The organism is Chitinimonas koreensis (genome assembly GCF_014353015.1).
Taxonomy (GTDB): Bacteria; Pseudomonadota; Gammaproteobacteria; order Burkholderiales; family Chitinimonadaceae; genus Chitinimonas; species Chitinimonas koreensis.
Map to the genome: position 1 here is coordinate 1,435,614 of NZ_CP060704.1, position 23,834 is coordinate 1,459,447.

At 67.8% G+C, this 23,834-nt stretch carries 23 protein-coding genes; 10 read left to right on the top strand and 13 right to left on the bottom strand.

The window, feature by feature from the left end:
- Positions 1 to 37 precede the first annotated feature (37 nt).
- The 6 genes from H9L41_RS06120 to H9L41_RS26070 all read right to left on the bottom strand — a co-directional run bounded on the left by H9L41_RS06120 (position 38) and on the right by H9L41_RS26070 (position 3,884).
- The gene (locus H9L41_RS06120) at positions 38 to 322 is read right to left on the bottom strand and encodes a helix-turn-helix domain-containing protein (RefSeq protein WP_028447839.1); all 285 of its coding nucleotides are present in this window, start codon (positions 320 to 322) and stop codon (positions 38 to 40) included.
- A 3-nt stretch (positions 323 to 325) separates the two neighbouring features.
- Positions 326 to 640, bottom strand: coding sequence for a type II toxin-antitoxin system RelE/ParE family toxin (locus tag H9L41_RS06125; RefSeq protein ID WP_028447838.1), 315 nt, complete (start codon positions 638 to 640; stop codon positions 326 to 328).
- 173 nt (positions 641 to 813) lie between these two features.
- Complete coding sequence (locus H9L41_RS06130; protein WP_157462131.1) at positions 814 to 1,293, bottom strand: HEPN family nuclease; 480 nt, start codon at positions 1,291 to 1,293, stop codon at positions 814 to 816.
- Between the two features lie 401 nt (positions 1,294 to 1,694).
- Positions 1,695 to 2,351: a hypothetical protein gene (locus H9L41_RS06135; protein WP_157462130.1), complete on the bottom strand. Its 657-nt coding sequence runs from the start codon at positions 2,349 to 2,351 to the stop codon at positions 1,695 to 1,697.
- A 37-nt stretch (positions 2,352 to 2,388) separates the two neighbouring features.
- Positions 2,389 to 3,162, bottom strand: coding sequence for a CPBP family intramembrane glutamic endopeptidase (locus H9L41_RS06140; RefSeq protein WP_187523723.1), 774 nt, complete (start codon positions 3,160 to 3,162; stop codon positions 2,389 to 2,391).
- A gap of 248 nt (positions 3,163 to 3,410) precedes the next feature.
- Positions 3,411 to 3,884 (bottom strand): DUF6882 domain-containing protein, encoded by a 474-nt coding sequence (locus H9L41_RS26070; RefSeq protein ID WP_373282114.1) that lies wholly within the window; start codon positions 3,882 to 3,884, stop codon positions 3,411 to 3,413.
- Between the two features lie 14 nt (positions 3,885 to 3,898).
- Here H9L41_RS26070 and H9L41_RS06150 point away from each other — a divergent pair, with 14 nt between their 5' ends.
- Entirely contained in the window at positions 3,899 to 4,210 is a 312-nt protein-coding gene (locus H9L41_RS06150; RefSeq protein ID WP_187523724.1) for a hypothetical protein, read from the top strand.
- A 115-nt stretch (positions 4,211 to 4,325) separates the two neighbouring features.
- Here the strand turns inward: H9L41_RS06150 and H9L41_RS06155 are convergent, their stop codons facing one another.
- The 3 genes from H9L41_RS06155 to H9L41_RS06165 form a co-directional block, all read right to left on the bottom strand.
- The gene (locus H9L41_RS06155) at positions 4,326 to 4,685 is read right to left on the bottom strand and encodes an RES family NAD+ phosphorylase (protein WP_308419605.1); all 360 of its coding nucleotides are present in this window, start codon (positions 4,683 to 4,685) and stop codon (positions 4,326 to 4,328) included.
- A 109-nt stretch (positions 4,686 to 4,794) separates the two neighbouring features.
- Complete coding sequence (locus H9L41_RS06160) at positions 4,795 to 5,337, bottom strand: Xre family toxin-antitoxin system antitoxin (protein WP_084300573.1); 543 nt, start codon at positions 5,335 to 5,337, stop codon at positions 4,795 to 4,797.
- Positions 5,338 to 5,614: 277 nt separating this feature from the next.
- Positions 5,615 to 6,094 (bottom strand): VOC family protein, encoded by a 480-nt coding sequence (locus H9L41_RS06165; RefSeq protein WP_028447832.1) that lies wholly within the window; start codon positions 6,092 to 6,094, stop codon positions 5,615 to 5,617.
- Positions 6,095 to 6,399: 305 nt separating this feature from the next.
- Between H9L41_RS06165 and H9L41_RS06170 the strand changes: the two genes are divergently transcribed.
- From H9L41_RS06170 to H9L41_RS06195, 6 genes are all read left to right on the top strand, one after another.
- Positions 6,400 to 6,915: a GbsR/MarR family transcriptional regulator gene (locus H9L41_RS06170; protein WP_187523725.1), complete on the top strand. Its 516-nt coding sequence runs from the start codon at positions 6,400 to 6,402 to the stop codon at positions 6,913 to 6,915.
- A gap of 10 nt (positions 6,916 to 6,925) precedes the next feature.
- Complete coding sequence (gene cydP / locus H9L41_RS06175) at positions 6,926 to 7,384, top strand: cytochrome oxidase putative small subunit CydP (protein WP_034608071.1); 459 nt, start codon at positions 6,926 to 6,928, stop codon at positions 7,382 to 7,384.
- On the top strand, positions 7,381 to 8,949 hold the full coding sequence (locus H9L41_RS06180) for a cytochrome ubiquinol oxidase subunit I (RefSeq protein ID WP_028447830.1): 1,569 nt from the start codon (positions 7,381 to 7,383) through the stop codon (positions 8,947 to 8,949). Before cydP ends, H9L41_RS06180 begins: the two co-directional genes overlap by 4 nt.
- 227 nt (positions 8,950 to 9,176) lie before the next feature.
- On the top strand, positions 9,177 to 10,313 hold the full coding sequence (gene cydB / locus H9L41_RS06185) for a cytochrome d ubiquinol oxidase subunit II (RefSeq protein ID WP_028447829.1): 1,137 nt from the start codon (positions 9,177 to 9,179) through the stop codon (positions 10,311 to 10,313).
- 83 nt (positions 10,314 to 10,396) lie between these two features.
- A complete protein-coding gene (cydX, locus tag H9L41_RS06190) occupies positions 10,397 to 10,546 on the top strand; it encodes a cytochrome bd-I oxidase subunit CydX (RefSeq protein ID WP_028447828.1) in 150 nt (49 codons plus the stop codon).
- 82 nt (positions 10,547 to 10,628) lie between these two features.
- Positions 10,629 to 11,168, top strand: a complete 540-nt coding sequence (locus tag H9L41_RS06195) for a hypothetical protein (RefSeq protein WP_028447827.1) — start codon at positions 10,629 to 10,631, stop codon at positions 11,166 to 11,168.
- Positions 11,169 to 11,177: 9 nt separating this feature from the next.
- Here the strand turns inward: H9L41_RS06195 and H9L41_RS06200 are convergent, their stop codons facing one another.
- The 4 genes from H9L41_RS06200 to blaOXA all read right to left on the bottom strand — a co-directional run bounded on the left by H9L41_RS06200 (position 11,178) and on the right by blaOXA (position 17,372).
- Positions 11,178 to 11,888, bottom strand: coding sequence for a DUF6901 family protein (locus H9L41_RS06200; protein WP_051319372.1), 711 nt, complete (start codon positions 11,886 to 11,888; stop codon positions 11,178 to 11,180).
- Positions 11,889 to 12,392: 504 nt separating this feature from the next.
- The gene (locus H9L41_RS06205; RefSeq protein WP_051319371.1) at positions 12,393 to 14,009 is read right to left on the bottom strand and encodes a methyl-accepting chemotaxis protein; all 1,617 of its coding nucleotides are present in this window, start codon (positions 14,007 to 14,009) and stop codon (positions 12,393 to 12,395) included.
- Positions 14,010 to 14,377: 368 nt separating this feature from the next.
- Entirely contained in the window at positions 14,378 to 16,273 is a 1,896-nt protein-coding gene (htpG, locus tag H9L41_RS06210) for a molecular chaperone HtpG (RefSeq protein ID WP_034608070.1), read from the bottom strand.
- 325 nt (positions 16,274 to 16,598) lie between these two features.
- Positions 16,599 to 17,372: a class D beta-lactamase gene (blaOXA, locus tag H9L41_RS06215; RefSeq protein ID WP_028447825.1), complete on the bottom strand. Its 774-nt coding sequence runs from the start codon at positions 17,370 to 17,372 to the stop codon at positions 16,599 to 16,601.
- A gap of 345 nt (positions 17,373 to 17,717) precedes the next feature.
- Between blaOXA and H9L41_RS06220 the strand changes: the two genes are divergently transcribed.
- From H9L41_RS06220 to H9L41_RS06230, 3 genes are all read left to right on the top strand, one after another.
- Positions 17,718 to 19,298, top strand: a complete 1,581-nt coding sequence (locus H9L41_RS06220; protein ID WP_051319370.1) for a hypothetical protein — start codon at positions 17,718 to 17,720, stop codon at positions 19,296 to 19,298.
- Positions 19,299 to 19,696: 398 nt separating this feature from the next.
- The gene (locus H9L41_RS06225) at positions 19,697 to 20,467 is read left to right on the top strand and encodes a ParA family protein (protein WP_028446136.1); all 771 of its coding nucleotides are present in this window, start codon (positions 19,697 to 19,699) and stop codon (positions 20,465 to 20,467) included.
- A gap of 52 nt (positions 20,468 to 20,519) precedes the next feature.
- The gene (locus tag H9L41_RS06230; RefSeq protein WP_169730177.1) at positions 20,520 to 23,753 is read left to right on the top strand and encodes a PAS domain S-box protein; all 3,234 of its coding nucleotides are present in this window, start codon (positions 20,520 to 20,522) and stop codon (positions 23,751 to 23,753) included.
- Positions 23,754 to 23,834 lie beyond the last annotated feature (81 nt).

A 23,834-nucleotide genomic window follows, 5' to 3' on the forward strand; every position in this document is an offset into this window, starting at 1 on the left:
CTCGGCCCAAGCGACGAACCCGGTGGCCTGCCAAGTTTCAATGCACTTCGAGCGTCACCTTGCGCCCGGCACGAGCCGCCAGTGTCACCAGCATGTCGAGGCTGAACTTGTCGTGCTTTCCCCGCATCAGGTCGGAGACGCGGGACTGCCCGATATTCAGTGCTTGCGCGGCCTCGACCTGGGTCCAGCCGCGGCGTTGGATTTCCTCGCGCAGCCGGGCCATCAGCTCGGCCCGCATGGCCAGGATCGCGGATTCCTCGGGCGAGAAACCGAGGTCGGCAAATACATTCCCGCTCGATTCGACGATGGGTTCGGGTTCCATGCTTCAGCCTCCAATCTGGCGGTAACGACGGGCGGCAAGTTCGATGTCTTCCTGGCGGGTCTTCTGCGACTTCTTCTGGAAGGCATGCAGCACATATACCGCATTGTCGAACTTCGCCACATAGAGCACTCGCCACTCGCCCAGCACATGCACACGTATCTCATAGCAGCCTGGTCCCACGTTGAGCATCGGCTTGAAATCGGACGGCATGAAACCGTGCTGGACGGCGCTCAACTCGAAACCGGCGGCGCGCCGCGCTTCCGCGGGGAAATCGCGCAGATCGTCCAGGCTGGAGCCGAGGAAGCGGAGTGCTTTCATGAGGGAACAGTATGCGCGATCCCGGTGGTTTATCAAAGTAGGTTGATAATTGTGAGACGTGAAGCGGACTGAGCGGCGTTGGGCAGTGACCAGATGTTGCTGGGCTGAATGAAATGAAGCCCAACGTTCACCACGGCAGACGTTGGGTTTCGCTACGCTCAGCCCAACCTATGCTAGCTGCAAGCGTTGGCCATTTCTGCTCCGATGATGCTCAGGAATTTTTGAAGTTGAGGCTGTTCGATGGTGGCAACGAAATTCGGAACTTCATTGCGATGGCGTCGATCGTTGAAAGTAAATTGTCCATTCGACGAAATCACGAAGTCCGCATGGGCGATTGCATTGCGAAGATGGCGAATCAATTGTTCGGTTGGCGATGGCGGGGCCATAAATGAGAAGAATTTCAATGGGTCATGTTTTTCGAGCTGGGCGAGTAATTGAGGTGACCAATATGATTCACGCGGTACTACGATAAGGCAATACAGCAAGCTTATGGTATGAGCAGGGCCGAATGCGCAATAATTCTCCAAGCCGTATTGGGCGGAAATTGCCGCAAGAGACGGGCGGATCTGCCCCGATTTGATCGCCAAGTGAAGTACTTGAGCATCGATGAATGCTCGTCGAGGCACTTCGTCTTTAAGGTCATCGATAGCCACGAAGTGTCTTCCTTGGTTATTGGCCGTTCAGATGCGATAGCTTAGGCTGAAATAACGATGCACGGCGTTACCGACCATCGCTACGTCTAGTTCGACCTATCGGATTGCACGAGTTGGCCGAACTGCCGATTTTGCGCAAGCGGGCGCAAAGTCGGCCTGCATCTGCTTGATCCAGGGCTGGTCGCCATCGTCGAGTTGGCGAAGCATGTCGATGATTTCTCTGGCTTGGTCGGCAGGTCTGGCCGAGTTGGTTCGATGAAGGCCAGCTAGTCCGACGGCTGTGGTATGCGGGCGCAGCTCATGGGTGTTGCGATGGACGGAGTAGGCGAAGAAAGGGCGAGCCGATTCACGGGGATGGCTACCCCGTGGATTTCGGTAGGGTAGATCATTGCGACGGGACGTCAGGCCGGCAATGCGCAGGCCGCTCGCTGGGACGCACAGGCCCGGGCCAGAAAGGCGCGCATCTGGTCGTCGTTGTCGAAAACCCGCTTCGGAATCAGGGCCAGGAGCTGATTACCTTCCTTCAGGGTGCTTTCGATCCAGTCGGAATCGTCCACGATGACGTCCAGGTCTGCCCTGGTCGATTGGGATTGGGTCGAACTGCCCGCCGTCGCACTGGTTTTCGTCCAGACGCCTTCTTTCCGCAGCTCGATTTCGCAATCGATGCCGTTCGTCTTGCCGTATTTTTCGACGACCAGCTTGCGGGTGCGTTTCCGCCAGAAATATGGATGCAGATACCAGGCGAGTATTGCGCCGATGAGGCCGGCCGATATTCCCGCAATCAGGCGGGCGCGGAACGGTTGCGGAAGCACGGCGAGACACAAGGCAGGATTGACCAGTGCGACCAGGATGGGGCCTTGCCAGCGCCGCACCACGTTCGAGTTTTTCAGTTGGTGAAGGCTGATCGTGGTGATTTCGTCGATCGAGGCGTGAAATGCAATTCGCACGGTGCTTCCGATGGGATTGAAGTCTGCAGGTATGGGTTTGCGCCGGCCGGTTTCGCCGGCACGGGAATTCGGGATGGCGTCGAGCGGACCGGAAAATGAGATACGGTGCATGGCGTGACCGGGGTGTCGCCAATCCGGGCCGCTACCGCTAGGAGAGTGCGTAAAGGTCGGCCAGGATATGCGCGAAGATGGCCGGCCACAGTTTTCTGAAGCGCCAGTAGAACGCTGTGATGACGACGCCGAGGCCGAGTATCAGGATGGCGCCGAGCGGGCCTTGATAGATATGGCACAGGGTCCGGACCAGCGCGCTCGCGCCGAGCGCGACCGCCGCGCCATGCTTTGCGAATGCCTCGACGAGGTAGCGGCAGAAGAAGAACTCTTCAAATATGCCATTCACCACCGAGACGGTTACGGCGAACGGCAGCGAGAGGAAGATCGATTGCCCGAATCGGCCGAGAAATTCCTGGCCTCCGATCATCCGGCCGAGCGTATCCCAGAGGGCCATTTCGACCACGATGGCCACGCCGAACAGCAGGACACCCGCGAAGGAATACAGCCAGCTGGGCTGGATGCCGAAGTCGTGCAGCTTCCAGCCCCGGAACCTCAGCACGGCGAACCCGGCCAGCAAGATCAGGCATTCGGCAAGGAGCATGATCAGCGCTTCGTCATCGGTGAAACGCGGCACGGGAAAACCCGACAGAACCGACTGGATCGATGCATAGACGGGCCATCCCGCAAAGATCGCCACGATGAGGACGATTTCGGGATAGATGTGGGTTGGCGGGTATTGGGCGACATGGGCGGAGTCTTCGATGTTCGTTTCGAGCGGGTCGCCGCAGGTCGGTCCGTTCGCGGAAAAAGGTCGGCACCTTAGCCCGGATCGCATCGAAATGAAACTCGCCGCCGGACGTATCCGGTCCATGGCGTTCAGTGCGTTGCGCCCTGCGCCTTGGGGGCCGGTACTACGATGGATGGCGCCAGTCCGTAGCTTGGGCTGAATCGAAATGAAACCGGCGGGCCGGCTCGACGTTCACCGCGGCGGACGTCGGGCAGGCTCGCTGGGCTCAGACCGACCTACAAGCTGTATTAATTTGGCGAGATCGAGAGACCGGGCCAAACACATGACCATACGGCCCGATCCGGATTCGCCGCCTTGAACGGCTTCAACCGTCAGTGCGCATGGCGCACGCCCATCATCACCATGAATACATAGCCATTGCCGGTCGGTGCCCGATAGACCCCGTGCCCACCCAATATCTCGGCCGCGATGCCCGCCATGTACCAGCCGTCTTCCTCGTCAGCAGTCCATAAGGGAACGGTGAGATACGGGTAGTCATGCGCCTCGCCATGCTCGCGGACGGCGGCGATGCGCGAGCGGACGGCCGGCAGCAGGCTGAAGTTCGCCCAGGCCCACTTCCAGGTATTGCCCGCGGTCGACAGCGTGCCGGCGAATTCGATGTCGAAGATCAGGTCGGGAATGTCGGCACCCGAGAAGACGAGCTGCGCCGTCGGCTGGTCATAATCCCAGCGAGGATAGCGGTCGAGCTGAAAACGCTCGTTCAGGCCGTTCTGCTTTTCCTGCAGCAGGCGGAAGCACGCGTCGGCATGGTTCCCCAGAGTTCCTGCGCGTTTTTGTCGGGCCAGTCGACGCTCTGGGCGTGCAGGTCATCGTAGCAGCCGCTGCAGAGCAGCTTGATATCGGCGACCCCTTCGTTGTTCTCGTTCCATTCTCCCTCGCGTTCGAAGGCGACATTGCATTCGTCGCACCACGCATCGGGCCATGGATTGGCCTCCTCGGGGCAGCGGCAATGCCATCGCTGCACGGGTTTTCGGCCAGGTGGCGGCAGACGAAGGCCATCTGGCTGCTGCCGTGCGTCGAGCAGTTCACGGTGTCGTTTTCATCGTCGGTATCGATGGCGGGGGGCGCAGATGTTTGGTCAATGTTTTCCGAATTCATTTTTCTACTTTGATTTCGATACGGGAATGATTGGAATGGGTCTCGGGATCGAGGCGACGTTCTTGCTCGGATAAAGAGATATAGGGCCTGGACTGATCTGACGTGGAGATTTCACGCCCATGCGATTGCTATGCTGTTCGCGAGTCGTACACCCACCTCCGCACCTTGCTTGCCGTAATTCCACCCACCCCCGGATGCCGCGGATTCACCAGCACATTGCATTCCTCCGGTACCACGATGGACGGCACCAACATTACTGCCGACCGCATGCCGCGGACCCAGGCCTCGCCATGGTCCAGGCTGGTCTTCCCCGCCGGCAACGCATCCCACCCCACCAGCGCCGCTGCATCGACCCGTTCGGCCGCGTCCCACAGCGCATCCGGAATCTCGATCCGTACCAGGTAGCGGTTCAGCGGCAGTCCGCCGCCGCGCAGGTGCACCAGCGTCTCCAGGCAGGCCAGTGCGATGCTGTCGGCGCAGTAGAGCATCGGCGTGCCGGCGCGGTTCCAGCGGCCGCCGCTCAGTTCCGCCCCTTGCCGCTCAGGTCGTCCGCGGCGAAGGACGGCGCCTCGGTGGCGATGCGCCAGGCGCTCAGGCTCACAGGTAGCTGCCGCCCTGCATGGCCGCCAGCACGCGGGCGACCAGGCCGAAGCCTTCGGCGGTGTCCATGTAGTCGGCCGGGCGCTGGTTGCCGAGCGCCGGGTTCGGTTCCTCGAGCCAGTGCGCCAGCCAGCGGGCGGCGTCGAAGCCGGCGGCGTCGCCGGACTGGGCGACCATCGCCTCGACCTGGCCGATCAGCATCGACATGCCGATGGCGCGCTCGCTTTCCTCGAGCGACAGCGTTTCGTCGCGCGATGCCTTGCGGTTCACCGTGGCCACCGGCAGGCGGATCACCTTCAGCATCGCGTCCTGCGGCGCGCCCATGCGGCGCACCATCTCCTTCACGTCGCGTGCCGGCACGCCGCGGCGAATCAGCGCGATGCGCTCGGTGACGGGCAACTGGTAGATGCCGGCGAAGTCGACCAGCGTGACCTTGCCGTCGCCGGCGGGCTCGACCTGGGCGGCGCTGCGCGACTTGGCGCGCGGGTTGATCACGTAGGCGGGCGCAGCGGGCTCTTGCGTCTTGCCGCTTGTCTTCATGGCTTGCTCCTTTGAGCTGGAATTGTAGCTCAAGTGAGTTGAGCCGGCTGGCCCTGGGGCAGGACGCGAGCACCAGGGCTCGGGCCGGATGCTTGGAGCCGCCTGGTCGCCTTTGGCGCACCGGAATGGTGAAGGCTTGTGGCCGCCCGCTACTGCGGCCGGGCGCGACGCTGGATCTAATGCCTCGCGGCTCCCGCCGGTGGCTGCGGCCTGGCCGGTCGGTGCCCGTAGCGGGATCGTCCGGGCCGAGAATGCATCCAGCCCGGCATCGCGCGTCTCAACCTCGCACCGCCGCCTCGATCGCCGCGATATCGATCTTCCCCATCTCCATCATCGCCGCGAACGCCCGCTTGGCCGCCGCGCGATCAGGACTGGCGATCGCCTCCGTCAGCACGCGCGGCGTGATCTGCCACGACAGGCCCCACTTGTCCTTGCACCAGCCGCAGGCGCTTTCCTGGCCGCCGTTGCCGACGATCGCGTGCCACAGCCGGTCGGTCTCGGCCTGGTCGTCGGTCGCGACCTGGAACGAGAACGCCTCGTCGTGCTTGAACGCCGGGCCGCCGTTGAGGCCGAGGCAGGGGATGCCCATCACGGTGAACTCGACGGTCAGGACGTCGCCCTCCTTGCCCGAGGGATAGTCGCCCGGCGCGCGGTGGACCGCGCCGACCGCGCTGTCCGGAAAGGTCCTGGCGTAGAACTCCGCGGCTTCCAGCGCGGCGTTGTCGTACCAGAGGCAGATCGTGTTCTTGCTGGCCATCTTGGTGCTCCTGTGTGTCGAGTCGAAGGGGAGGGCGGACGTGGTTGCGCGTCGCTGCCGGCATGCCGCCGATGCGATCGTCGCGGCGGGAGGTGTATGACCGTCGAAGCGGCCGTGGGTGTCGGGATAGCTCAAATCCCCGCATTCCGCCGCGATCTTTCGGGCCGTGGCCGCGGCTGGAACCGATCCGCCCCGTTCCTGCCTTGACTTGGATCACAGAATTTCTTAAATTTCCAAAAAATTCTGGAAATTAAAGAAATGAACCTCACCCCCTGGCAGAACGCTTCGTCCTCCACTTCGGCGAGATGGGCTCGCGCTGGGGGGTGAACCGCACCGTCGGCCAGATCTACGCGCTGCTCTACATCAGCGGCAAGCCGCTGTGCGCCGACGAGATCGGCGAGACGCTTGGCTTCTCGCGTTCCAACGTCGGCATCGGCATCAAGGAGCTGCAGAGCTGGCGGCTGGTGAAGCTGATGCACGTGCCGGGCGACCGGCGCGATTTCTTCGAGCCGCCCAAGGACGTGTGGGACATCTTCCGCGTGCTGGTCGAGGAGCGGCGCCGGCGCGAGATCGAGCCGACGCTGTCCATGCTGCGCGAGGCGCTGCTGGAAAAGCCCGACAACGAGGCCGACCGCATCGCCCAGGCGCGCATGCGCGAGATGCACCAGCTGATCGACCTGACCACCGGCTGGCTCGACGAGGTGCAACGCCTGTCGCCCGACACGGTCATCAATCTGATGCGGCTCGGCGCCAAGGTGCAGAAGCTGCTGGAGTTCGCCGACAAGCTCAAGCTCGGCGGGCGCGACGAATCGTCACGCTGAGGCCCCGACCATGGACGACGACCCCGGGCGCGGACGCCCGCCTTACCCTACCGCCAATACGCCGCCGGCCCGTCAGGCCACGGCGCCGCGGCCTACCTTCTGGTCGCGCTACCGGATCGAGATCACCGCGGTGGTGATCCTCAAGATCGCGCTGATCTTCCTCGCCAGGCAGCTGTGGTTCAGCGAGCCGGTGGCGCGCCATATGCGGGTCGAGCCGCAGCGGATCGAACGGCAGCTGCTCGGCAGCCCGATGGCCGGCACGGCGCCCACCGCCACCGGGCAGGCGCCCGCCGCCGTACAGAAGGCCGATGCGACCGCTGCCGATGCCGCGCCGGGCCGCCCCGTTGCGCCGCCTGGCGATGCCGGCGCCGCGGCCGTGCCCCGCGCCGAAGCCGCCGATCCCGCCTCGCGCGGCGATGCCGCCGGCCCCGACCGAATCCCTCTTTCCACTCCCCGGAGCCCGTCATGATCTCCCCCGACGACGTGGTCACGCTGTCGCGCCTGCAGTTCGCGCTGACCGCGATGTTCCACTTCCTGTTCGTCCCGCTCACGCTCGGCCTGTCGTGGATTCTGGTGATCTGCGAGGCGGTCTACGTGATGACCGGCCAGCAGGTCTACAAGGACATGACCCGCTTCTGGGGCAAGCTGTTCGGCATCAATTTCGCCATGGGCGTGGCCACCGGGCTGACGCTGGAATTCCAGTTCGGCACCAACTGGGCCTACTACTCGCACTACGTCGGCGACATCTTCGGCGTGCCGCTGGCGATCGAGGGGATGATGGCCTTCTTCCTCGAATCGACCTTCATCGGCCTGTTCTTCTTCGGCTGGGAGCGGCTGAGCCGGGTGAAGCACCTGATGGTGACCGCGCTGCTGGCGCTCGGCACCAACCTGTCGGCGCTGTGGATCCTGATCGCCAACGCCTGGATGCAGAACCCGGTCGGCGCGGTGTTCAACTACCACACCATGCGGATGGAGCTGTCCAGCCTGTCGGCGGTGTTCTTCAACCCGGTGGCGCAGGCCAAGTTCGTCCACACCGTGGCGGCCGGCTACGTCTGCGGCTCGATGTTCGTGCTCGGCATTTCGGCCTACTACCTGCTCAAGGCGCGCGACACCGCCTTCGCGCTGCGCTCGTTCGCGGTGGCGGCGGGCTTCGGCCTCGCCTCGGCGCTGTCGGTGATCGTGCTCGGCGACGAGTCGGGCTACACCACCGGCGAGGTGCAGAAGGTGAAGCTCGCCGCCATCGAGGCCGAGTGGGAGACCCATCCGGCGCCGGCCGGCATCACGGTGTTCGGCCTGCCCAACCAGGAGGCCGAGCGCACCGACTACGCGGTCAAGATCCCCTACCTGCTGGGCCTGATCGCCACCCGCTCGGTCGACGAGAAGGTGACCGGCATCAAGGAGCTCAAGCGCGAGCACGCCCAGCGCATCCGCAACGGCATCGAGGCCTATGCGGCGCTGACCCGGCTCAAGGCCGGCGACGAATCGGAACAGACCAAGCGGCGCTTCGCCCAGTACCAGGGCGACCTCGGCTACGGCCTCTTGCTGAAGAAGTACACGCCCGACGTGGTCGATGCGACCGAGGCGCAGATCGCCCAGGCGGTCGAGGACACCATTCCGCGCGTGGCGCCGCTGTTCTGGGCGTTCCGCGGCATGGTCGGGCTCGGCATGCTGTTCCTGTTCGTGTTCGGCGCTAGTTTCTGGTTCCTGGTGCGCAAGCGGCTGGCGCCGCAGCGCTGGCTGCTCAGGCTGTGCGTGTTCTCGATCCCGCTGCCTTGGGTGGCGATCGAACTCGGCTGGTTCGTCGCCGAGTACGGCCGCCAGCCGTGGAGCATCAGCGGCGTGCTGCCGACCCACCTGTCGGTGTCCAGCGTCGACGCCAGTCAGGTGTGGACCAGCCTGGTCGGCATCGGCGCGATCTACCTCGGCCTGTTCGTGGTCGAGATGTACCTGATGCTCAAGTACATCCGGCTGGGGCCGGCGAGCCTCGGGACCGGGCGCTATCACGGCGAGAACGAGGCGGAGGCGGCGGCATGAACTTGCATGCATCCATCCCGTGGCCGCGGCGGCGCATTCCTGTAGGAGCGGCTTCAGCCGCGAACAGCGCCGGTGAGAGGCACGCCGATTCGCGGCTGAAGCCGCTCCTACGGTGCATCGGCGTAGGTCGGGCTTTACGCCCGACAGCGCCGCCAATCGAGGCCGCAGTCGGGCGTAGAGCCCGACCTACCGCGCACTCCCACTCATTCGTCCACGAGGATTGAGCCATGCTCGACTACGAAACCTTGAAGCTCGTCTGGTGGGGCCTCCTGGTGGTGCTGCTGATCGGCTTCGCCCTGATGGACGGCTTCGACATGGGCGTCGGCATGCTGCTGCCCTTCGTCGGCCGCAGCGACGGGGAACGCCGCGTCGCCATCAACGTGGTCGGCCCGACCTGGGAGGGCAACCAGGTCTGGCTGGTGCTGGCCGGCGGCGCGGTGTTCGCGGCCTGGCCGCTGGTCTACGCGGCCGGCTTCTCGACCTTCTACTTCGCCCTGGTGCTGATGTTGTGCGCGCTGTTCCTGCGCCCGGTCGGCTTCGACTATCGCAGCAAGCTGGCCGATCCGCGCTGGCGCGGCGCCTGGGACTGGGGTCTGTTCGTCGGCGGACTGGTGCCGGCGGTGGTGTTCGGCATCGCCATCGGCAACCTGTTCGTCGGCCTGTCGTTCCGCTTCGACGACAGCATGCGGGTGACTTATGGCGGAGGCCTGCTGCAGCAGCTCAATGCCTTCGGCCTGTTCTGCGGCCTGGTGTCGGCCACCATGCTGGCGCTGCACGGCGCGACCATGCTGGTGCTGCGCACCGAGGGCGCGGTGTTCGAGCGGGCGCGGCGCTTCGGTGGCGTGCTGGGCCTGGCGCTGGCCGCGCTGTTCGCGCTCGGCGGGCTGTGGCTGGCGCGGATGGACGGCTTCGCCGTGCTGGCGCAGGGCGACGCGGGCCTGGCGCTGTCGCCGTTCGACAAGACGGTGGTGCTGGCCCAGGGCGCCTGGCTCGGCAACTACGCGCGCTGGCCGTGGCTGTGGACCATGCCGGCGCTGGGCCTGGCCGGCGCGCTGCTGGCTGCGGTGGCGGCCTGGCGCGGCTGGCGCTGGCCGGCCTTCCTCGCCAGCGGCGCGGCCGTCGTCGGCATCCTGCTGACGGCCGGGCTGTCGCTGTTCCCCTTCGTGCTGCCGTCGCGGCTCGATCCGCGCAGCAGCCTCACGCTGTGGGACGCCAGCTCCAGCCACGCCACGCTGTGGGCCATGCTGCTGGTGACGGTGGCGCTGCTGCCGGTGGTGATCGCCTACACCGGCTGGGTTTACCGCGTGCTGCGCGGGCCGGTGACGGTGGAGCGGATCCGCCGCGAGGACCATACGGCGTATTGATCGGGCCTTGGGCCGGCAACCTTGGCCCGGCCCCGCGGACAGCAGCAACGATCGGCGCGCAGGCGCCGGAGAGGAAAACGGAGATGTGGTACTTCACCTGGATACTGGGCCTGGGCCTCGCGCTGGCCTTCGGCATCATCAACGTGATGTGGCTCGAATCGAACTACGCCTTCGGCCAGCGCGACGAGGAGGAGACGCGGAAGCGCTTCGAGCGCTTCCGCGAGCCGGACTGAGCGCCTGGGCGGGCCGCGGCCGCCCGTCGATGCGCGCGGCGCGCTCCGCTACAATGCAGTGCGATTTCCCAATTCCCACACTATGCCGATCTCCGCTCCGTTCGCCGCCTGCCTGGCCTGGTTCCGTGCCCACGAGTCGTGGGCGCTGGGCCTGGTCGCCGCTGCCGGCTTCGTCATCGCGCTGGCCGCGATGAACCAGCGGCCGGGCCAGGCCCAGGCCCTGATCGACCATGCCATCGGCCTGCCGCATCCGCAGGCGCAGCGCGACGGCACGGTGGCCTGGCCGCTGTTCACCGCGGTGACGCTGCGCCTGCACGACGGCGTGTTCCAGCCGGTGTTCGGCGCCGGGCCGAGCGCGCTCGAGGGCCGCGTCATCAACGTCCAGGGTTATTTCGAACCGCTCGAGGCCGGCAGCCGGCACAGCCATTTCCTGCTGGCCAAGGACTCGCCCACCTGCCCGTACTGCCTGGCCGACGGGCCGGACCAGATGATGGAGGTCTATGCCGCCGAGCCGATCGCGCCGAGCCAGGACGCCATGGTGCTGAGCGGCCGGCTGACGCTGCTGCGCGAGGCCGGTTCGGGGCTGTACTACCGCCTCGACCAGGCGCGGCGGGTGGACTGAACGGCCGCTTCAGGACGAGTCGTCGCCGGGCGGGTCGAGCAGCTCGGGAAAGTCGGCGAACATCGGCCGGATCTCCTCGAGCGCGTCGTCGATCGAGCCCGGCAGCGTCTTGGCCAGCACGTCGAGGATCACCAGCGCATTGACCGCGCCGTCGAGCTCGCAGGCGCTGCGCAGCCGGTTCGCCATGCTGCGGTTGACCATCTGCAATTCGCGGTAGGCCGCCTTCAGCGCGTCGAGGCTCCAGTCCTGCGGCCGGCCGGCCTGCTGGCCGAAGTAGCGCGCCAGGAGGAAGGTGGCCGTGGCGCGGTAGATGGTCTCCTCGATGCTGGCGAAGGGCAGGTGGAAATGCGCCATCGGCCGCAGGAAGCGCGTGCGCGGGCAGTCGCTGGTGGCGGCCAGCAGGCCCATCAGCGAGCTGAACGCGCGCTGCACCGAGGTCTCCTTGCTCACCGTGCGCTGCGCCGTCTCCACTTCGACCTGCAGCGCGGCGAACGAGGGCAGGGCGTGCGACAGCCGCACCAGCTCGACGAACTGCAGCGCCATCGGGCAGTGCGGCGCCTCGCCGGGCGTGAGCGGGCAGTTGGGGCACTGGTGCTGTTCGAGCCGGGTCCAGCCGGGCAGATCGTCCGAAGGCCCGGCCGGCTGGGCGAATGCCGCCTCGACGCGGATCGACTCGGCCCGGCCGTCCGGCAGATGGAAGTGATAGACGATGGCATCCATGGCGGTGGCCGGCTGTCGCGCTGACTTCGTGATAGCCGGCGGGTGGGCCGGCTGCAATACCGGCGGGCACAAGCACGCCGGCGCAGGGATCACGGCGAATGGGTAGACCGGGCTTCATGCCCGGCTGCGCTGCCGATCGAGGTCGCTGTCGGGCATAAAGCCCGACCTACGAGGGTCGCGACCGGCAGTGAGCGGATGGCGATCGGTGGATGGGCGCTGCAACCGACGGCGCAAGCCACGGGCGATTGCTGCGCCGTGGGTAGAAGCACGGTCGAGTCTGCGCCGATGCACGAGCGTCTTGCTGACGAGCCTCAGCGAGGCCCCTCTGGACCACCCGCGAAGTCTTCGACTTTCGCGGCGACCCCGGTGGCGGCGAGGGGGGGGGAGCAGGAATGAATCAAGGACCGCCGCTGCCCGAGCCCGCTCCAAACGCAAACGCCCGGCTGTGCCGGGCGCTGCGCTACCGCTTCGAATCTCTGCGTACGAGTTCCAACCCCATGGCGGTCACAGGCGGAAGCGCGAAATCGCCTGTTCGAGTTCGCCCGACAGCCGCTCCAGTTCGTCCACCGTGCCGCTGCTGCGGCCGATCGCGGCATTGGTCGCCTCGGTCATGTGGGCGATCTGCTCCAGGTGCTGGGCGATCGACTGGCTGGCGCTGGTCTGCTCGCGGTAGACGCCGGCCAGTTCGCCCAGCTCGCTGCTGGTCACCTCGGAGCCGGCCTTGAGTTCGGCCAGTGCCGGCAGCAGCGCGCGCACCGTATCGGCGCCGTTGGCGACCTGGGCGCTGCTCTGCCGCATGTCGCCGGCGGCCTGGCTGGTTTCGCGCTGCACCAGGTCCAGCGCGGCCATGATGTCGGTGGTGGCGGACGAGGTCTTCTCGGCCAGCTTGCGCACCTCGTCGGCCACCACGGCGAAGCCGCGGCCCTGCTCGCCGGCGCGCGCCGCCTCGATCGCGGCGTTGAGCGCCAGCAGGTTGGTCTGGTCGGCGATCTCGCGGATGGTGCCGGCGATGCCGCCGATGCTCTGGGCGTGGTCCTCGAGCCGGTCGATGGTGGCCTGGCTCGCGCGCACCGCCTCGGCGGCGCGGCCGATCTCGGCGCTGGCGGCGTCGGCCTGGCTGGCGCCGGCCTCGGCCAGGTGCCAGCCGCGCTCGGCCTGGCTGCGCACGTCGCCGCTGCGCTGCGAGACGTGGTCGAAACTGACCGTCATCTGCTCGACCGCCGCGGCGATCGAGGAGCTGGCCTCGCTCTGGCGCGACGAGCCGTCGCTGATCTCGGCATAGGCCGCGCGCAGTTCCTGCGCCGCGCCGTCGAGCTGGCGGCTCGATTCGCCGATCGCGGCCATCATGGCGCGCAACTGGGTGCGCATCGCTTCGAGCGCCTTGCCCAGCCGGCCCATCTCGCCCTTGTCGTTCAGGGCCACCGGCTTGTCGAGCTCGCCGTCGGCGATGCGGCCGGCCAGCCGCACCGCGGCGTCGATCGGCGCCAGCACCGAGCGGATGATGGCGACCGACAGCGCTACCGCCACCAGGACGCCGACCAGCACCACCGATCCCAGCACGCCCTGCAGCTTGGTGCCGGCCGCGCTGGCCGATTCGTAGGCCTGCTTCGATGCCTCGCGCTGCAGCGCGATCCACTCGCCGAGCGCCTTGTTGGTGGCCTCGAACGGCGCCTTCACCGATTCGCGGTAGGCCTGGCCGGCGGCCGTCATGTCGCCGGTCATCACGACCGCCTGCAGCGCCTTGCGGTTGTCGTCGTACTGCTTGTAGGCCGCCGCGAAGGCATCGCGCGCACGCGCCTCGGCCGGGTCGAGCGCGGTCTTCTCGGCCAGCGCGGCGCGCACCGGCGCCTCGAGCTTCTCGATCTCGGCGAAGTGCTGCTTGGCGACGTCGGGGAAGGGCGCATCGAGCGCCATCAGGAGGAATGCACGGCCTTGGTGCAGCCGGTCCATGCGATCGGCCAGCTCGACCACCGGCGCGGTGCGCTTGCGGTAGATCGATTCGAGTTCGGCGTTGCCGTTGCGGATGCCGGCCATGCCCAGGAGGCTGGTGCAGATCAGCAGGGCCAGCAGGACGGTACTGAGCAGCGCCAGGCGGCTGCGGATCGAGAGCGAGGCAAGCATGGGCGGGGGGACCTTCCGGAGCGAAGCTGGGATTCAAGCATAGACTGCGCCGGCTTGTCCCGGACGGGGCGACATCGGCTTGCGGCGTTGCGCCATGGTGAGTGGTGTCGTTCACACAGAGGGGGAAGGGAGAGAGTGAAGGGGAAGGGGAAGGGGGAAGGGGGAAGGGTAACCCATCCCCCTCCCAACCTCCCCTTGAAGGGGGAGGAGCGGGGCAGCGATGGTTCCATCGCCTGCGATCGTTCAAGCACGCGCGCCGTACTCCCTCCCTTCAAGGGAGGGCCGGGGTGGGGATGGGGTTACCCTTCCCCTTCACTCTTCCCCCTTCCCATGAAAAAAGCCCGTTCAAGGAACGGGCTTTTTTCACATCAGTTCGACAGCGCCAGCATCAGCCCATTGAGCCGCTTGACGAACCCCGCCGGGTCCTCGAGCGTGCCGCCCTCGGCCAGCAGCGCCTGGTCGAACAGGATGTGGGCCCAGTCGCCGAAGCGCTCGCCGCCGAGCTCGGACCGCAGCTTGGCCACCAGCACATGGTCGGGGTTGATCTCGAGGATCGGCTTGCTGCCGGCCACGTCCTGGCCGGCCGACTTGAGGATGCGCTCGAGGTTGCCGCTCATGGCGTGGGCCTCGGCCACCAGGCAGGCCGGGCTGTCGGTCAGGCGGTGGGTGACGCGCACTTCCTTCACCCGCTCGCCCAGCGCGCCCTGCACCGCGCCGACCAGGTCCTTGAACGCGTCGGCCTTGGCTTCCTGTTCCTTCTTCTCGGCCTCGTCCTCGAGGCTGCCCAGGTCCAGGCCGCCCTTGGCCACCGAGACCAGCGCCTTGCCGTCGAACTCGGTCAGCGAGGAGGCGAACCACTCGTCCACGCGGTCGCTCAGCAGCAGCACCTCGATGCCCTTCTTGCGGAAGATTTCGAGATGCGGGCTGTTCTTGGCCGCGGCGAAGGCGTCGGCGGTCACGTAGTAGATCTTGTCCTGGCCTTCCTTCATGCGGCCGATGTAGTCCTTCAGCGAGACGGTCTGCTCCTCGCTGTCGGTCAGCGTGCTGGCGAAGCGGCACAGGCTGGCCACGCGCTCGCGGTTGGCGTGGTCTTCGCCGACGCCTTCCTTCACCACCCGGCCGAATTCCTTCCAGAACGCGGCGTAGTCCTCGGCGCGGTTCTCGGCGATGTCCTCCAGGAGGCCCAGCACCTTCTTCACGCAACCGGCCTTGATCGCATCGATGTCCTTGCTGTGCTGCAGGATCTCGCGGCTGACGTTGAGCGGCAGGTCGTTGCTGTCGATCACCCCGCGCACGAAGCGCAGGTACTGCGGCAGCAGCTTCTCGGCGTCTTCCAGGATGAAGACGCGGCGCACGAACAGCTTCACGCCGTGGCGGCGCTCGCGGTCGTACAGGTCGAACGGCGCGCGGCGCGGCACGTAGAGCAGCTCGGTGTATTCCTGCCGGCCCTCGACGCGGGCGTGGCTCCAGGCCAGCGGCTCGTCCCAGTCGTGCGAGACATGCTTGTAGAAGGCCTTGTACTCGTCTTCGCTGATGTCGTTCTTGCTGCGCGCCCACAGCGCCGAGGCCTTGTTCACGGTCTCGAGCTCGTCGGAGACGATCACCTCGCCGTTCTCGCCGTAGCTGTTGCTCTTGCGCATGCGGATCGGCAGCGTGATGTGGTCGGAGTACTTGCGGACGATGGACTTGAGCCGCCAGTCGTCGAGGAACTCGTCCTCGCCGTCCTTCAGGTGCAGCACGATCTCGGTGCCGCGGCCGTCCTTGGCGACTTCTTCCAGCGTGAAGTCGCCGGCGCCTTCGCTCTCCCAGCGGGTGCCGCCGGTCTCGCCGGCGCGGCGGGTGGTCAGCGTGACGCGGTCGGCCACGATGAAGGCCGAGTAGAAGCCGACGCCGAACTGGCCGATCAGGTGGGCGTCCTTCTGGGCGTCGCCCGACAGCTTGCCGAAGAATTCCTTGGTGCCCGAGCGGGCGATGGTGCCGATGTTCTGCACCACCTCGTCGCGCGTCATGCCGATGCCGTTGTCGCGGACGGTGATGGTGCGCGCGTCCTTGTCGAAGGCGATGTCGATATGCAGCGAGCCGTCGCCCTCGTACAGCGCATCGTTGTCGAGCGCCTCGAACTTGAGCTTGTCGCAGGCATCGCTGGCATTGCTGACCAGCTCGCGCAGGAAGATCTCCTTGTTCGAGTACAGCGAATGGATCATCAACTGCAGCAGTTGTTTGACTTCGGTCTGGAAGCCGAGTGTTTGCTTGCTCATGGGCATCACCTTGTTCTGAACAGGGTTTTGGATGGATGAGCGAGCAGATGGGGGCGGGATGGTGGGTTTCAAGCGGGGCTTGGAGAGGGAAGGGAGAAGGGAGAAGGGAAACCCCATCCCCTGCCTACGCCGGCCGCCCCAGCCTCCCCTTGAAGGGGGCGGGGCAGGATCGCGATGCCTCCAAAGTCTGTGATCGTCATGATGTCGCTGCACGAACTCCCTCCCCTTCAAGGGGAGGGCTGGGGTGGGGATGGGGTTACCCTTCCCCTTCCCCTTCCCCTTTCTCTCTTCTCATCTTCTCTCTTCTCATCTTCTCTCTTCCCCCTTCCCTCTACAGAATTCCCAACGCCACCAGGCACCGCCTCCCCAGCGCCACCCGCTTGTCGCCGCTGCCCTCGGGCAGGTCGACGTTGAGCGCGAACGCGTACGTCTTGCCGCTGCGCTCGACCCAGCCGACCCACCAGCCGATGTCGGGGTCGGTGTTGGCGGCCCAGCCGGTCTTGGCGAACAGCGCGTACTCGGGCGTGCGCTCGATCTGCATGATCTCGCGCGTCAGCGCCATCGCCCGCGGCGAGAACGGCAGCCGGCGTTCGGCCAGCCGGGCCAGGAAGCGCACCTGCTCGGCCGGCGAGATCGCCAGCGGGCCGTCGAGCCAGAAGCGGTCGACCACCTGGCCGATGTCGCCGTTGCCGTAGCCGACCGCGCCGATATAGCCGCGCATCCGCTCGAGCCCGACCCGGCGCGCCACTTCCTGGTAGATCGGCACGCTGGAGATGCGCATCGCCTCGCGCAGATTGGTGTCGTGCTCCCACTCGGCCCGCCACTGCGGCTTGCCGCCGTAGGGCAGCACCTCGTCGGCGTCGCGCACCGCGCCGCTGTCGAAGCCGGCCAGGCTGTTGAACACCTTGAAGGTCGAGGCCGGCGTGAAGCGCGTCTCGGCGCGCTTGCGGTCGTACACGGTCATCCGGTCGGCGCCGGCGTCGTACAGCACGAAGGTGCCGGCCAGGCCGGCTGCCTGGAACTGGCGGCCCAGCTCGGGCTTCTCGATCCACTCGGTGGCGTGGGCGGCGGCGGCCAGCAGCAGGCTGGCCAGCAGGGGGACGATGCGTCGCATCGGGTTCTCCTCGGGTTTGCGGGTGATGAAAATGCCGTGGCGGTCGAGTGCGGTCATGTCGTGCGGGTCTGCCCCGCTTGAACGGGCATTCCGGCAGCGAGGCTTGCCATGGGCCTTGCCGGAATGAATTCCGGCCGACCTGGGGAATTCCGGCCTGCATGGAATGGCAGCCGACCCGCCGGCATCGGCGTTCAGGCACCGCCATGCTAGGCCGCCCGCAACCGCCCGCCGAGCGCGCCGGCCGCCACGGCGGCCACCGCTGTAACGGCTGTAACCGGCCGCGCCCGCGGCGATGAATCGCGGCACAATGCGGCGCCCCGATCCCGCCTCCACGCCATGTCCGAACCGCTCCGCATCGAACTCGCCGCGCCGCAGACCGTCGCCGGCCGCCGCGCGTCCTACCAGTCGCTGTGGCTGCTGGTGCGGCTGTGCCATGCGCGGCGTAGCGGCGGCGACGGCCTGGTGCGGCTGGCCGAGCTGCGCCAGCAGTTCCCCGACGCGCGCAGCCTGCGCATGCTGGTCAGCCGTGCCTACCGCGATTTCGCCGGCTGGGGCGTGCGTGCCGGCTGGGGGGCCGATCCGACCCGCGATCCGCGCTTCCTCAACCCGGACGGCCGCAGCCAGGGCCCGTTCTGGCTGCCGGCCGACGAAACCGCGCGGGTGGCGATCGAAGTCGAAGGCCGGCCGGCGAGCGCGACCGAGCTGGCCGACTTCCTCGGCTTCGGCCGCCCCCTGCCGACGGCCGGCGGATCGCCGCCCGATGGATCGCCGCCCGACGGATCGCCGCTCGGCCCGATCGATTTCTGGGCGACGCTGGCCTCGGCCCAGCAGGACCTGCGCCAGGGCCGCCTGCTGGCGCTGCTCGACGCCGGCGGCGGCGCCCTGCAGCGCGGCGCGCTGGCCGGCTTCAAGGCGGCCGCCGAACTGGCCGACGACGGCCTGCAGCAGGCGCTGGCGGCGCTCGGCGAGGCCAGCGTCTGGCGCCGGCTCGACGACCTCGGCGCGGCGCGGCAGACGCTGGCGCAGCTGCGCCGCGCGCTCAAGGACGGCGGCGCCGGCGAGAGCGGCTACCTCGACGCGATGGAGCAGATCCTGTCGGCCTGGGTGGCCTGGGGCCAGCGCGAGGCCGGCCAGGCCGAGGCGATCCTGGCCGGCATGCGCTCGGCCGAGCCGCGCGCCTCGGTGGTGCGCCACCATCCGCGCATCCGCTTCGAGTGGTACAACCTGTCGGCGCTGATCGCCCGCGCCCGCGCGCTCGGCGGCCACGGCCCCGACGTCGCGTTGCGGCGCTGCCACGCCGTCGGCGCGCTCGAGCACTTCGCCCGGGCGCTGGAGGCGGCGTTCGAGTTCGGCTCCTTCGACGCCGCCCAGCAGGTGGCGGCCAATACCGGCATGGCGATCTGGCTGTTCGCCGGCGAGGGCCTGTGCGGCGAGCCGGCCGAGGCCGGGCCGGAGGCGCTGCGCTGGCTGCTGCTGTCGGAACGGTTGTGCCGCTGCGCCGGCGGCGGCGGGCAGTCGGCCTGGAACGCGATCTACCTGATGCGCATCGCGCGCGGCGACTGCCCGCGCCAGGTGCAGCCCACGCTGGCCGAATTCCGCGCCTACCGGCCGATCCAGCCGGCCGAGCTGAAGGCGCGCGCGGGCGACTGGCCGGGGCTGGACGGCGCGATGCTGCTGCCGCCGAGCTGGCTGGCGCTGGCCGACTCGCTGCTGGCGGCCCAGCGCGAGGGCCGCGCGCGCTACAGCCTGCTGCAGCGCTGCGGGCTGTGGCTGGAGCATGCGTGGTATGCGCTGCACGACGGCCAGCGCGCGGCCGCGGCCGAATCGCTGGCGCGGCTGGAGGCGGAGGCGGCGGGACTGCCGGCGAGCGACCGGGCGTTCTTTGCGGAGGCGCGGGGGATGTTGCCCGAGGTGTGAGGGGCTAGGTGTGAGGTGTGAGGTGTGAGGTGTGAGGTGTGAGGTGTGAGGTGTGAGGGGTGAGGGGTGAGGGGTGAGGGGTGAGGGGTGAGGGGTGAGGGGTGAGGGGTGAGGGGTGAGGGGTAACCCCATCCCCCTCCCAGCCTCCCCTTGAAGGGGGAGGAGCAGGGCAGCGACGGCTCCACCGCCTGCGATCGTTCAGGCTTGTACGGCCCACTCCCTCCCCTTCAAGGGGAGGGGCGGGGTGGGGATGGGGTTACCCCTCACACCTGACACCTCACCCCTCACTCAAAAAAGCCACATCCCCGCCCATCCCCCCGCCACACCGCCACCGCGCCCCCTGCTGCGTCGCAGCACGCTGCTAGAATCGCCCCGACCAATATTCCGGGGGCATGGCCATGAAGCGCGTCATCTTCAATCAGAAGGGCGGGGTCGGTAAGTCGACCATCGCCGTCAATCTCGCGGCCATCGCCGCCTACGAGGGCAAGAAGACGCTGCTGATCGACATCGATCCGCAATGCAATTCCAGCCGCTACCTGCTGGGCGATGCCGCCAAGACCGCCAGCCCGACGCTGGCCGAATACTTCGAGCAGACCCTCAACTTCAGCCTGTTCGCCAAGCCGGCCGCTTCCTTCGTCCACGCCTCGCCGTTCGAGAACCTGGCGGTGATCCCGTCCCACCCCGCGATCGGCGAGCTGCAGTCCAAGCTCGAGTCGCGCCACAAGATCTACAAGCTGCGCGATACCCTCAACGAGCTGGCGCGCGACTACGACGAGATCATCCTCGACACGCCGCCGGCCTATAACTTCTTCACGCAGTCCGCGCTGATCGCGGCGGACCGCTGCCTGATCCCGTTCGACTGCGACGATTTCTCGCGCCAGGCGCTGTACACGCTGATGGAGAACGTCGGCGAGATCCGCGCCGACCACAATCCGGCGCTCGAGATCGAGGGCATCGTGGTGAACCAGTACCAGTCGCGCGCCAGCCTGCCGGTGCGGCTGGTGGCCGAATTGAAGGACGAGGGTCTGCCGGTGCTGGACAGCAAGCTGTCCAGCTCGGTCAAGATCCGCGAATCGCACGACCGCGGCCTGCCGATGATCCATCTCGACGCCCGCCACAAGCTCAGCCAGGAATTCCTGGCGCTGTACCGGGAATTGCACGGCGATTGAGCGGCAGAGGGGAAGGGCGCCAGGCCGGAAAGGGGACGAGATGAATCGGCGCGTGCCTTGGGCGCTCGCAATCGTGCTGGTCGGCCTCGCGCTCACCGCCGCGCTCGACCAGTGGCGCGCCTGGCGCATCGAGTCGGCCGCGCTCGAGCATTACCGCCAGCTGGCCGAGGCGCGCGTCGGCGCCGGCGCGGCCGATCTCAACCGCGCGCTGCAGGCGCTCGAGGCGTTGCAGGCGCTGTTCGACAGCAACGACGAGCCGGCCGCGGCCGATTTCGCCCGCCTGTCCGAGTCCTTCGGCCAGGTGCCGGGCGTCTCCTCGCTGCTGGCCGCCCGGCCGGTCGGCGCGCTGCAGCGGCCCGAATTCGAGGCGCACTGGCGCACGCGCTATCCGGGCTTCGTGATCCGTTTCCGCAATCCCACCGGCCAGCAGATGCGCTCGCCGAGCCGGATGGCCTACCTGCCGGTGATCTACGGCGAAGCGCGCAGTCCTTCGCGCTTCGCGATCGGGCTCGACCTCGGCGCCGACAAGCTCCTGCGCGGCCTGCTCGAGACGCGGCGGCCGGGCGTGATGCTGTCCGCCCCCTACCGCGACGACGGCGGCCAGGTCAGCGTGCTGGCGCTCGGCTGGCAGCGCGGCGGCGAGCACCTGTTCGGCCTGGTGCTGTCGCCGACCGAGCTGTTGCACAGCCTGCCCGGTGGCGGGCCGCTGCGCGACTACTGGTTCGACGTCACCGACGCCGGCCGCGCCGAACCGCTCTACCCGAGCGATTTCGACAATGCCGAGCTGCCGCTGCGCCGGCTGGCCAGCCGCGAGGTCGGCGTGGCCGGCCGGGTCTGGCGGCTCGAGGCGCGGCTGCCCGAGGCCGGCATCGCCGACGCCTCGATGCTGGGGCGGCTGGAGACCTGGCTGGTCGGCATCCTGGCCACGCTGGCGCTGGCCGGCTGGTCGCTGCGGCCGAGCAGCCGGGCCGAGGCGCTGGTCGGCTACCTGCAGGCCGAGTCGGGCCGGCTCAACGCCGAGCTCGAGGCGGTGCGCGTCGACCTGGCCGCCGCGCGGCGCGACGGCCTGAGGCTGCAGACCATCCTCGATACCGCCAACGAGGCGGTGGTGCTGATCGACGGCCAGGGCTGCATCGAGCTGTTCAACGCCGCGGCCGAGAAGCTGTTCGGCTACCGCGCCGACGAGGTGCTGGGCCAGGACGTCGCCACCCTGATGCCCGAGTCCTACCGCGGCCGCCACGACGAGGCGCTGGCGCACTACCAGCGCACCGGCCTGTCGCGCGTGATGGGCACCAGCCGCGAGCTGCTGGCGCAGAAGAAGGGCGGCGCGCTGCTGCCGGTCGAGATCTCGCTCAACGAATTCCGCCAGGGCGAGGGCCGCTACTTCGTCGGCGTGATCCGCGACGTGAGCGACCGCAAGCGCGCCGAGCGCATGCTGTTCGAGAGCGAATACAAGCACCGCGCCATCCTCGACGCCGCCCACATCGGCATCTACGTGCTGCAGGAAGGCCGGCTGCGCTACGTCAACCCGGCCTTCGCCAACTACTTCGGCCGGGTGCCGGCCGACCTGATCGACAACGCCAGCCTGCAGGATCTCCTGGCGCCCGACTGGAGCGAGGCGCTGGCGGTGGCGCTCGACCCGGCCCGCTCGGGCGGCCGGCCGGCCGAGATGCTGATGCAGCGGCCCGACGGCAGCCGCTTCTACGCGCTGATCACCGCCAAGCCGATCATCTTCGACAACCAGCCGGGCCTGGCCGGCTCGCTGCTCGACATCGCGGCGCGCAAGGCGGCCGAGGAGGCGATGCTGCGCGCCGAGATCCGCAACGTGGCCATCCTCGAGGCGATCCCCGACCTGATGCTGCAGCTCGACGCCGCCGGCACCGTGATCGACTGCCGCGGCCAGGCCGGCGGCACCGAGTTCGGCCTGTCGCGCGACGCGATCGGCCAGCACTACTGGCAGGGCCTGCCGCCGATGCTGAGCGAGCCGCTGGGCCAGGCGCTGGCCGACGTCGGCGCGACCCGGCTGCGCAGCTTCGAGTACAGCCTGCGCGTCGGCGGCGGCCAGCGCCATTTCGAGGGACGGCTGACCCCGGCCAGCGAGGGCGAATGGCTGGTGATGGTGCGCGACATCACCGAGCGCAAGCTGATCGAGGCCGAGCTGATCCGCCACCGCGACCACCTGGCCGACATGGTGCGCGAGCGCACCGCCGAGCTCGACACGCTGTTCGCGGCGAGCCCCTTGCCGACCGCCTTCGTCTCGCACCGCCGCATCGTCGAGGTCAACAACGCCTTCGAGACGCTGTTCGGCCATCCCAAGACGCTGCTGATCGGCCAGTCGATCCGCATCCTGCTCGACAGCGACGAGGCCTTCGACAAGCTCGAGCAGGACGCCTACCGGCCGCTTCTGGGCGGCGGCGTGGTGCGCATCGAGGTGCGCTACCGCACCGCCGACGGCCGCAGCGTGCTGTGCGAGGCCTTCGGCAAGGCGATCGACCCGGAGAGCCCGATGGCCGGCACCATCTGGGTCTACCAGGACATCGGCGAGCGGCGCGCCGCCGAGGAGGCGCAGCGCCATGCGATCGAGCTGGCGGAGGAGGCCAACCGCGCCAAGTCCGAATTCCTCGCCAACATGTCGCACGAGCTGCGCACCCCGATGCACGCGGTGCTGAGCTTCGCCGAGCTGGGCGAACGGCGCACCGCCGAGGGCAGCTTCGACAAGTCGGGCCACTATTTCAACCGCATCCACCAGAGCGGCCAGCGCCTCTTGCAGATCCTCAACGACCTGCTCGACCTGTCCAAGCTCGAGGCCGGCAAGATGCGCTACGAGATGCAGCCCCTGGACCTGCGGCTGGTGGTGCACGACGTGGCCGAGGAATTCGTGCCGCTGGCGCGCGCGCGCGCGATCCGCATCGAGACCAGCCTGCCGTCGTCGCTGCCCTCGGTGCGCGGCGACCCGCTGCGGCTGGGGCAAGTGCTGCGCAACCTGGTGTCGAACGCGCTCAAGTTCAGCCCCGACGGCGGCTTCATCCACCTCGAGGTGGAACATGCCGGCGATCTGGTGCGCCTCCGGGTGCAGGACGAGGGCGTCGGCATTCCCGACGAAGAGCTGGCGGTGATCTTCGACAAGTTCGTGCAGAGCTCCAAGACCAAGACCGGCGCCGGCGGCACCGGCCTTGGCTTGGCCATCTCGCGCGAGATCGTCGAGGCGCACGGCGGCACCATCACCGCCGGCAACCGGCAGGACAGCGGCGCCTGCTTCGAGGTCTGCCTGCACGCGATGGCCTGACACGTCCGGATGGCCGGCGGCGGCGGCGCATCGTATACACTGGTATCGGCCATCCGGATGTCATGATTGGTGCGGATCAGA

What these genes read in the sequence shown, in the direction of transcription:
- H9L41_RS06120 (WP_028447839.1), bottom strand. Translation starts at nt 322, where the DNA reads ATGGAACCCGAACCCATCGTCGAATCGAGCGGGAATGTATTTGCCGAC.
- H9L41_RS06125 (WP_028447838.1), bottom strand. Translation starts at nt 640, where the DNA reads ATGAAAGCACTCCGCTTCCTCGGCTCCAGCCTGGACGATCTGCGCGAT.
- H9L41_RS06135 (WP_157462130.1), bottom strand. Translation starts at nt 2,351, where the DNA reads ATGCACCGTATCTCATTTTCCGGTCCGCTCGACGCCATCCCGAATTCC.
- H9L41_RS06140 (WP_187523723.1), bottom strand. Translation starts at nt 3,162, where the DNA reads ATGGACCGGATACGTCCGGCGGCGAGTTTCATTTCGATGCGATCCGGG.
- H9L41_RS06155 (WP_308419605.1), bottom strand. Translation starts at nt 4,685, where the DNA reads ATGCTCTACTGCGCCGACAGCATCGCACTGGCCTGCCTGGAGACGCTG.
- H9L41_RS06160 (WP_084300573.1), bottom strand. Translation starts at nt 5,337, where the DNA reads ATGAAGACAAGCGGCAAGACGCAAGAGCCCGCTGCGCCCGCCTACGTG.
- H9L41_RS06165 (WP_028447832.1), bottom strand. Translation starts at nt 6,094, where the DNA reads ATGGCCAGCAAGAACACGATCTGCCTCTGGTACGACAACGCCGCGCTG.
- H9L41_RS06170 (WP_187523725.1), top strand. Translation starts at nt 6,400, where the DNA reads ATGGGCTCGCGCTGGGGGGTGAACCGCACCGTCGGCCAGATCTACGCG.
- cydP (WP_034608071.1), top strand. Translation starts at nt 6,926, where the DNA reads ATGGACGACGACCCCGGGCGCGGACGCCCGCCTTACCCTACCGCCAAT.
- H9L41_RS06180 (WP_028447830.1), top strand. Translation starts at nt 7,381, where the DNA reads ATGATCTCCCCCGACGACGTGGTCACGCTGTCGCGCCTGCAGTTCGCG.
- cydB (WP_028447829.1), top strand. Translation starts at nt 9,177, where the DNA reads ATGCTCGACTACGAAACCTTGAAGCTCGTCTGGTGGGGCCTCCTGGTG.
- cydX (WP_028447828.1), top strand. Translation starts at nt 10,397, where the DNA reads ATGTGGTACTTCACCTGGATACTGGGCCTGGGCCTCGCGCTGGCCTTC.
- H9L41_RS06195 (WP_028447827.1), top strand. Translation starts at nt 10,629, where the DNA reads ATGCCGATCTCCGCTCCGTTCGCCGCCTGCCTGGCCTGGTTCCGTGCC.
- H9L41_RS06200 (WP_051319372.1), bottom strand. Translation starts at nt 11,888, where the DNA reads ATGGATGCCATCGTCTATCACTTCCATCTGCCGGACGGCCGGGCCGAG.
- H9L41_RS06205 (WP_051319371.1), bottom strand. Translation starts at nt 14,009, where the DNA reads ATGCTTGCCTCGCTCTCGATCCGCAGCCGCCTGGCGCTGCTCAGTACC.
- htpG (WP_034608070.1), bottom strand. Translation starts at nt 16,273, where the DNA reads ATGCCCATGAGCAAGCAAACACTCGGCTTCCAGACCGAAGTCAAACAA.
- H9L41_RS06220 (WP_051319370.1), top strand. Translation starts at nt 17,718, where the DNA reads ATGTCCGAACCGCTCCGCATCGAACTCGCCGCGCCGCAGACCGTCGCC.
- H9L41_RS06225 (WP_028446136.1), top strand. Translation starts at nt 19,697, where the DNA reads ATGAAGCGCGTCATCTTCAATCAGAAGGGCGGGGTCGGTAAGTCGACC.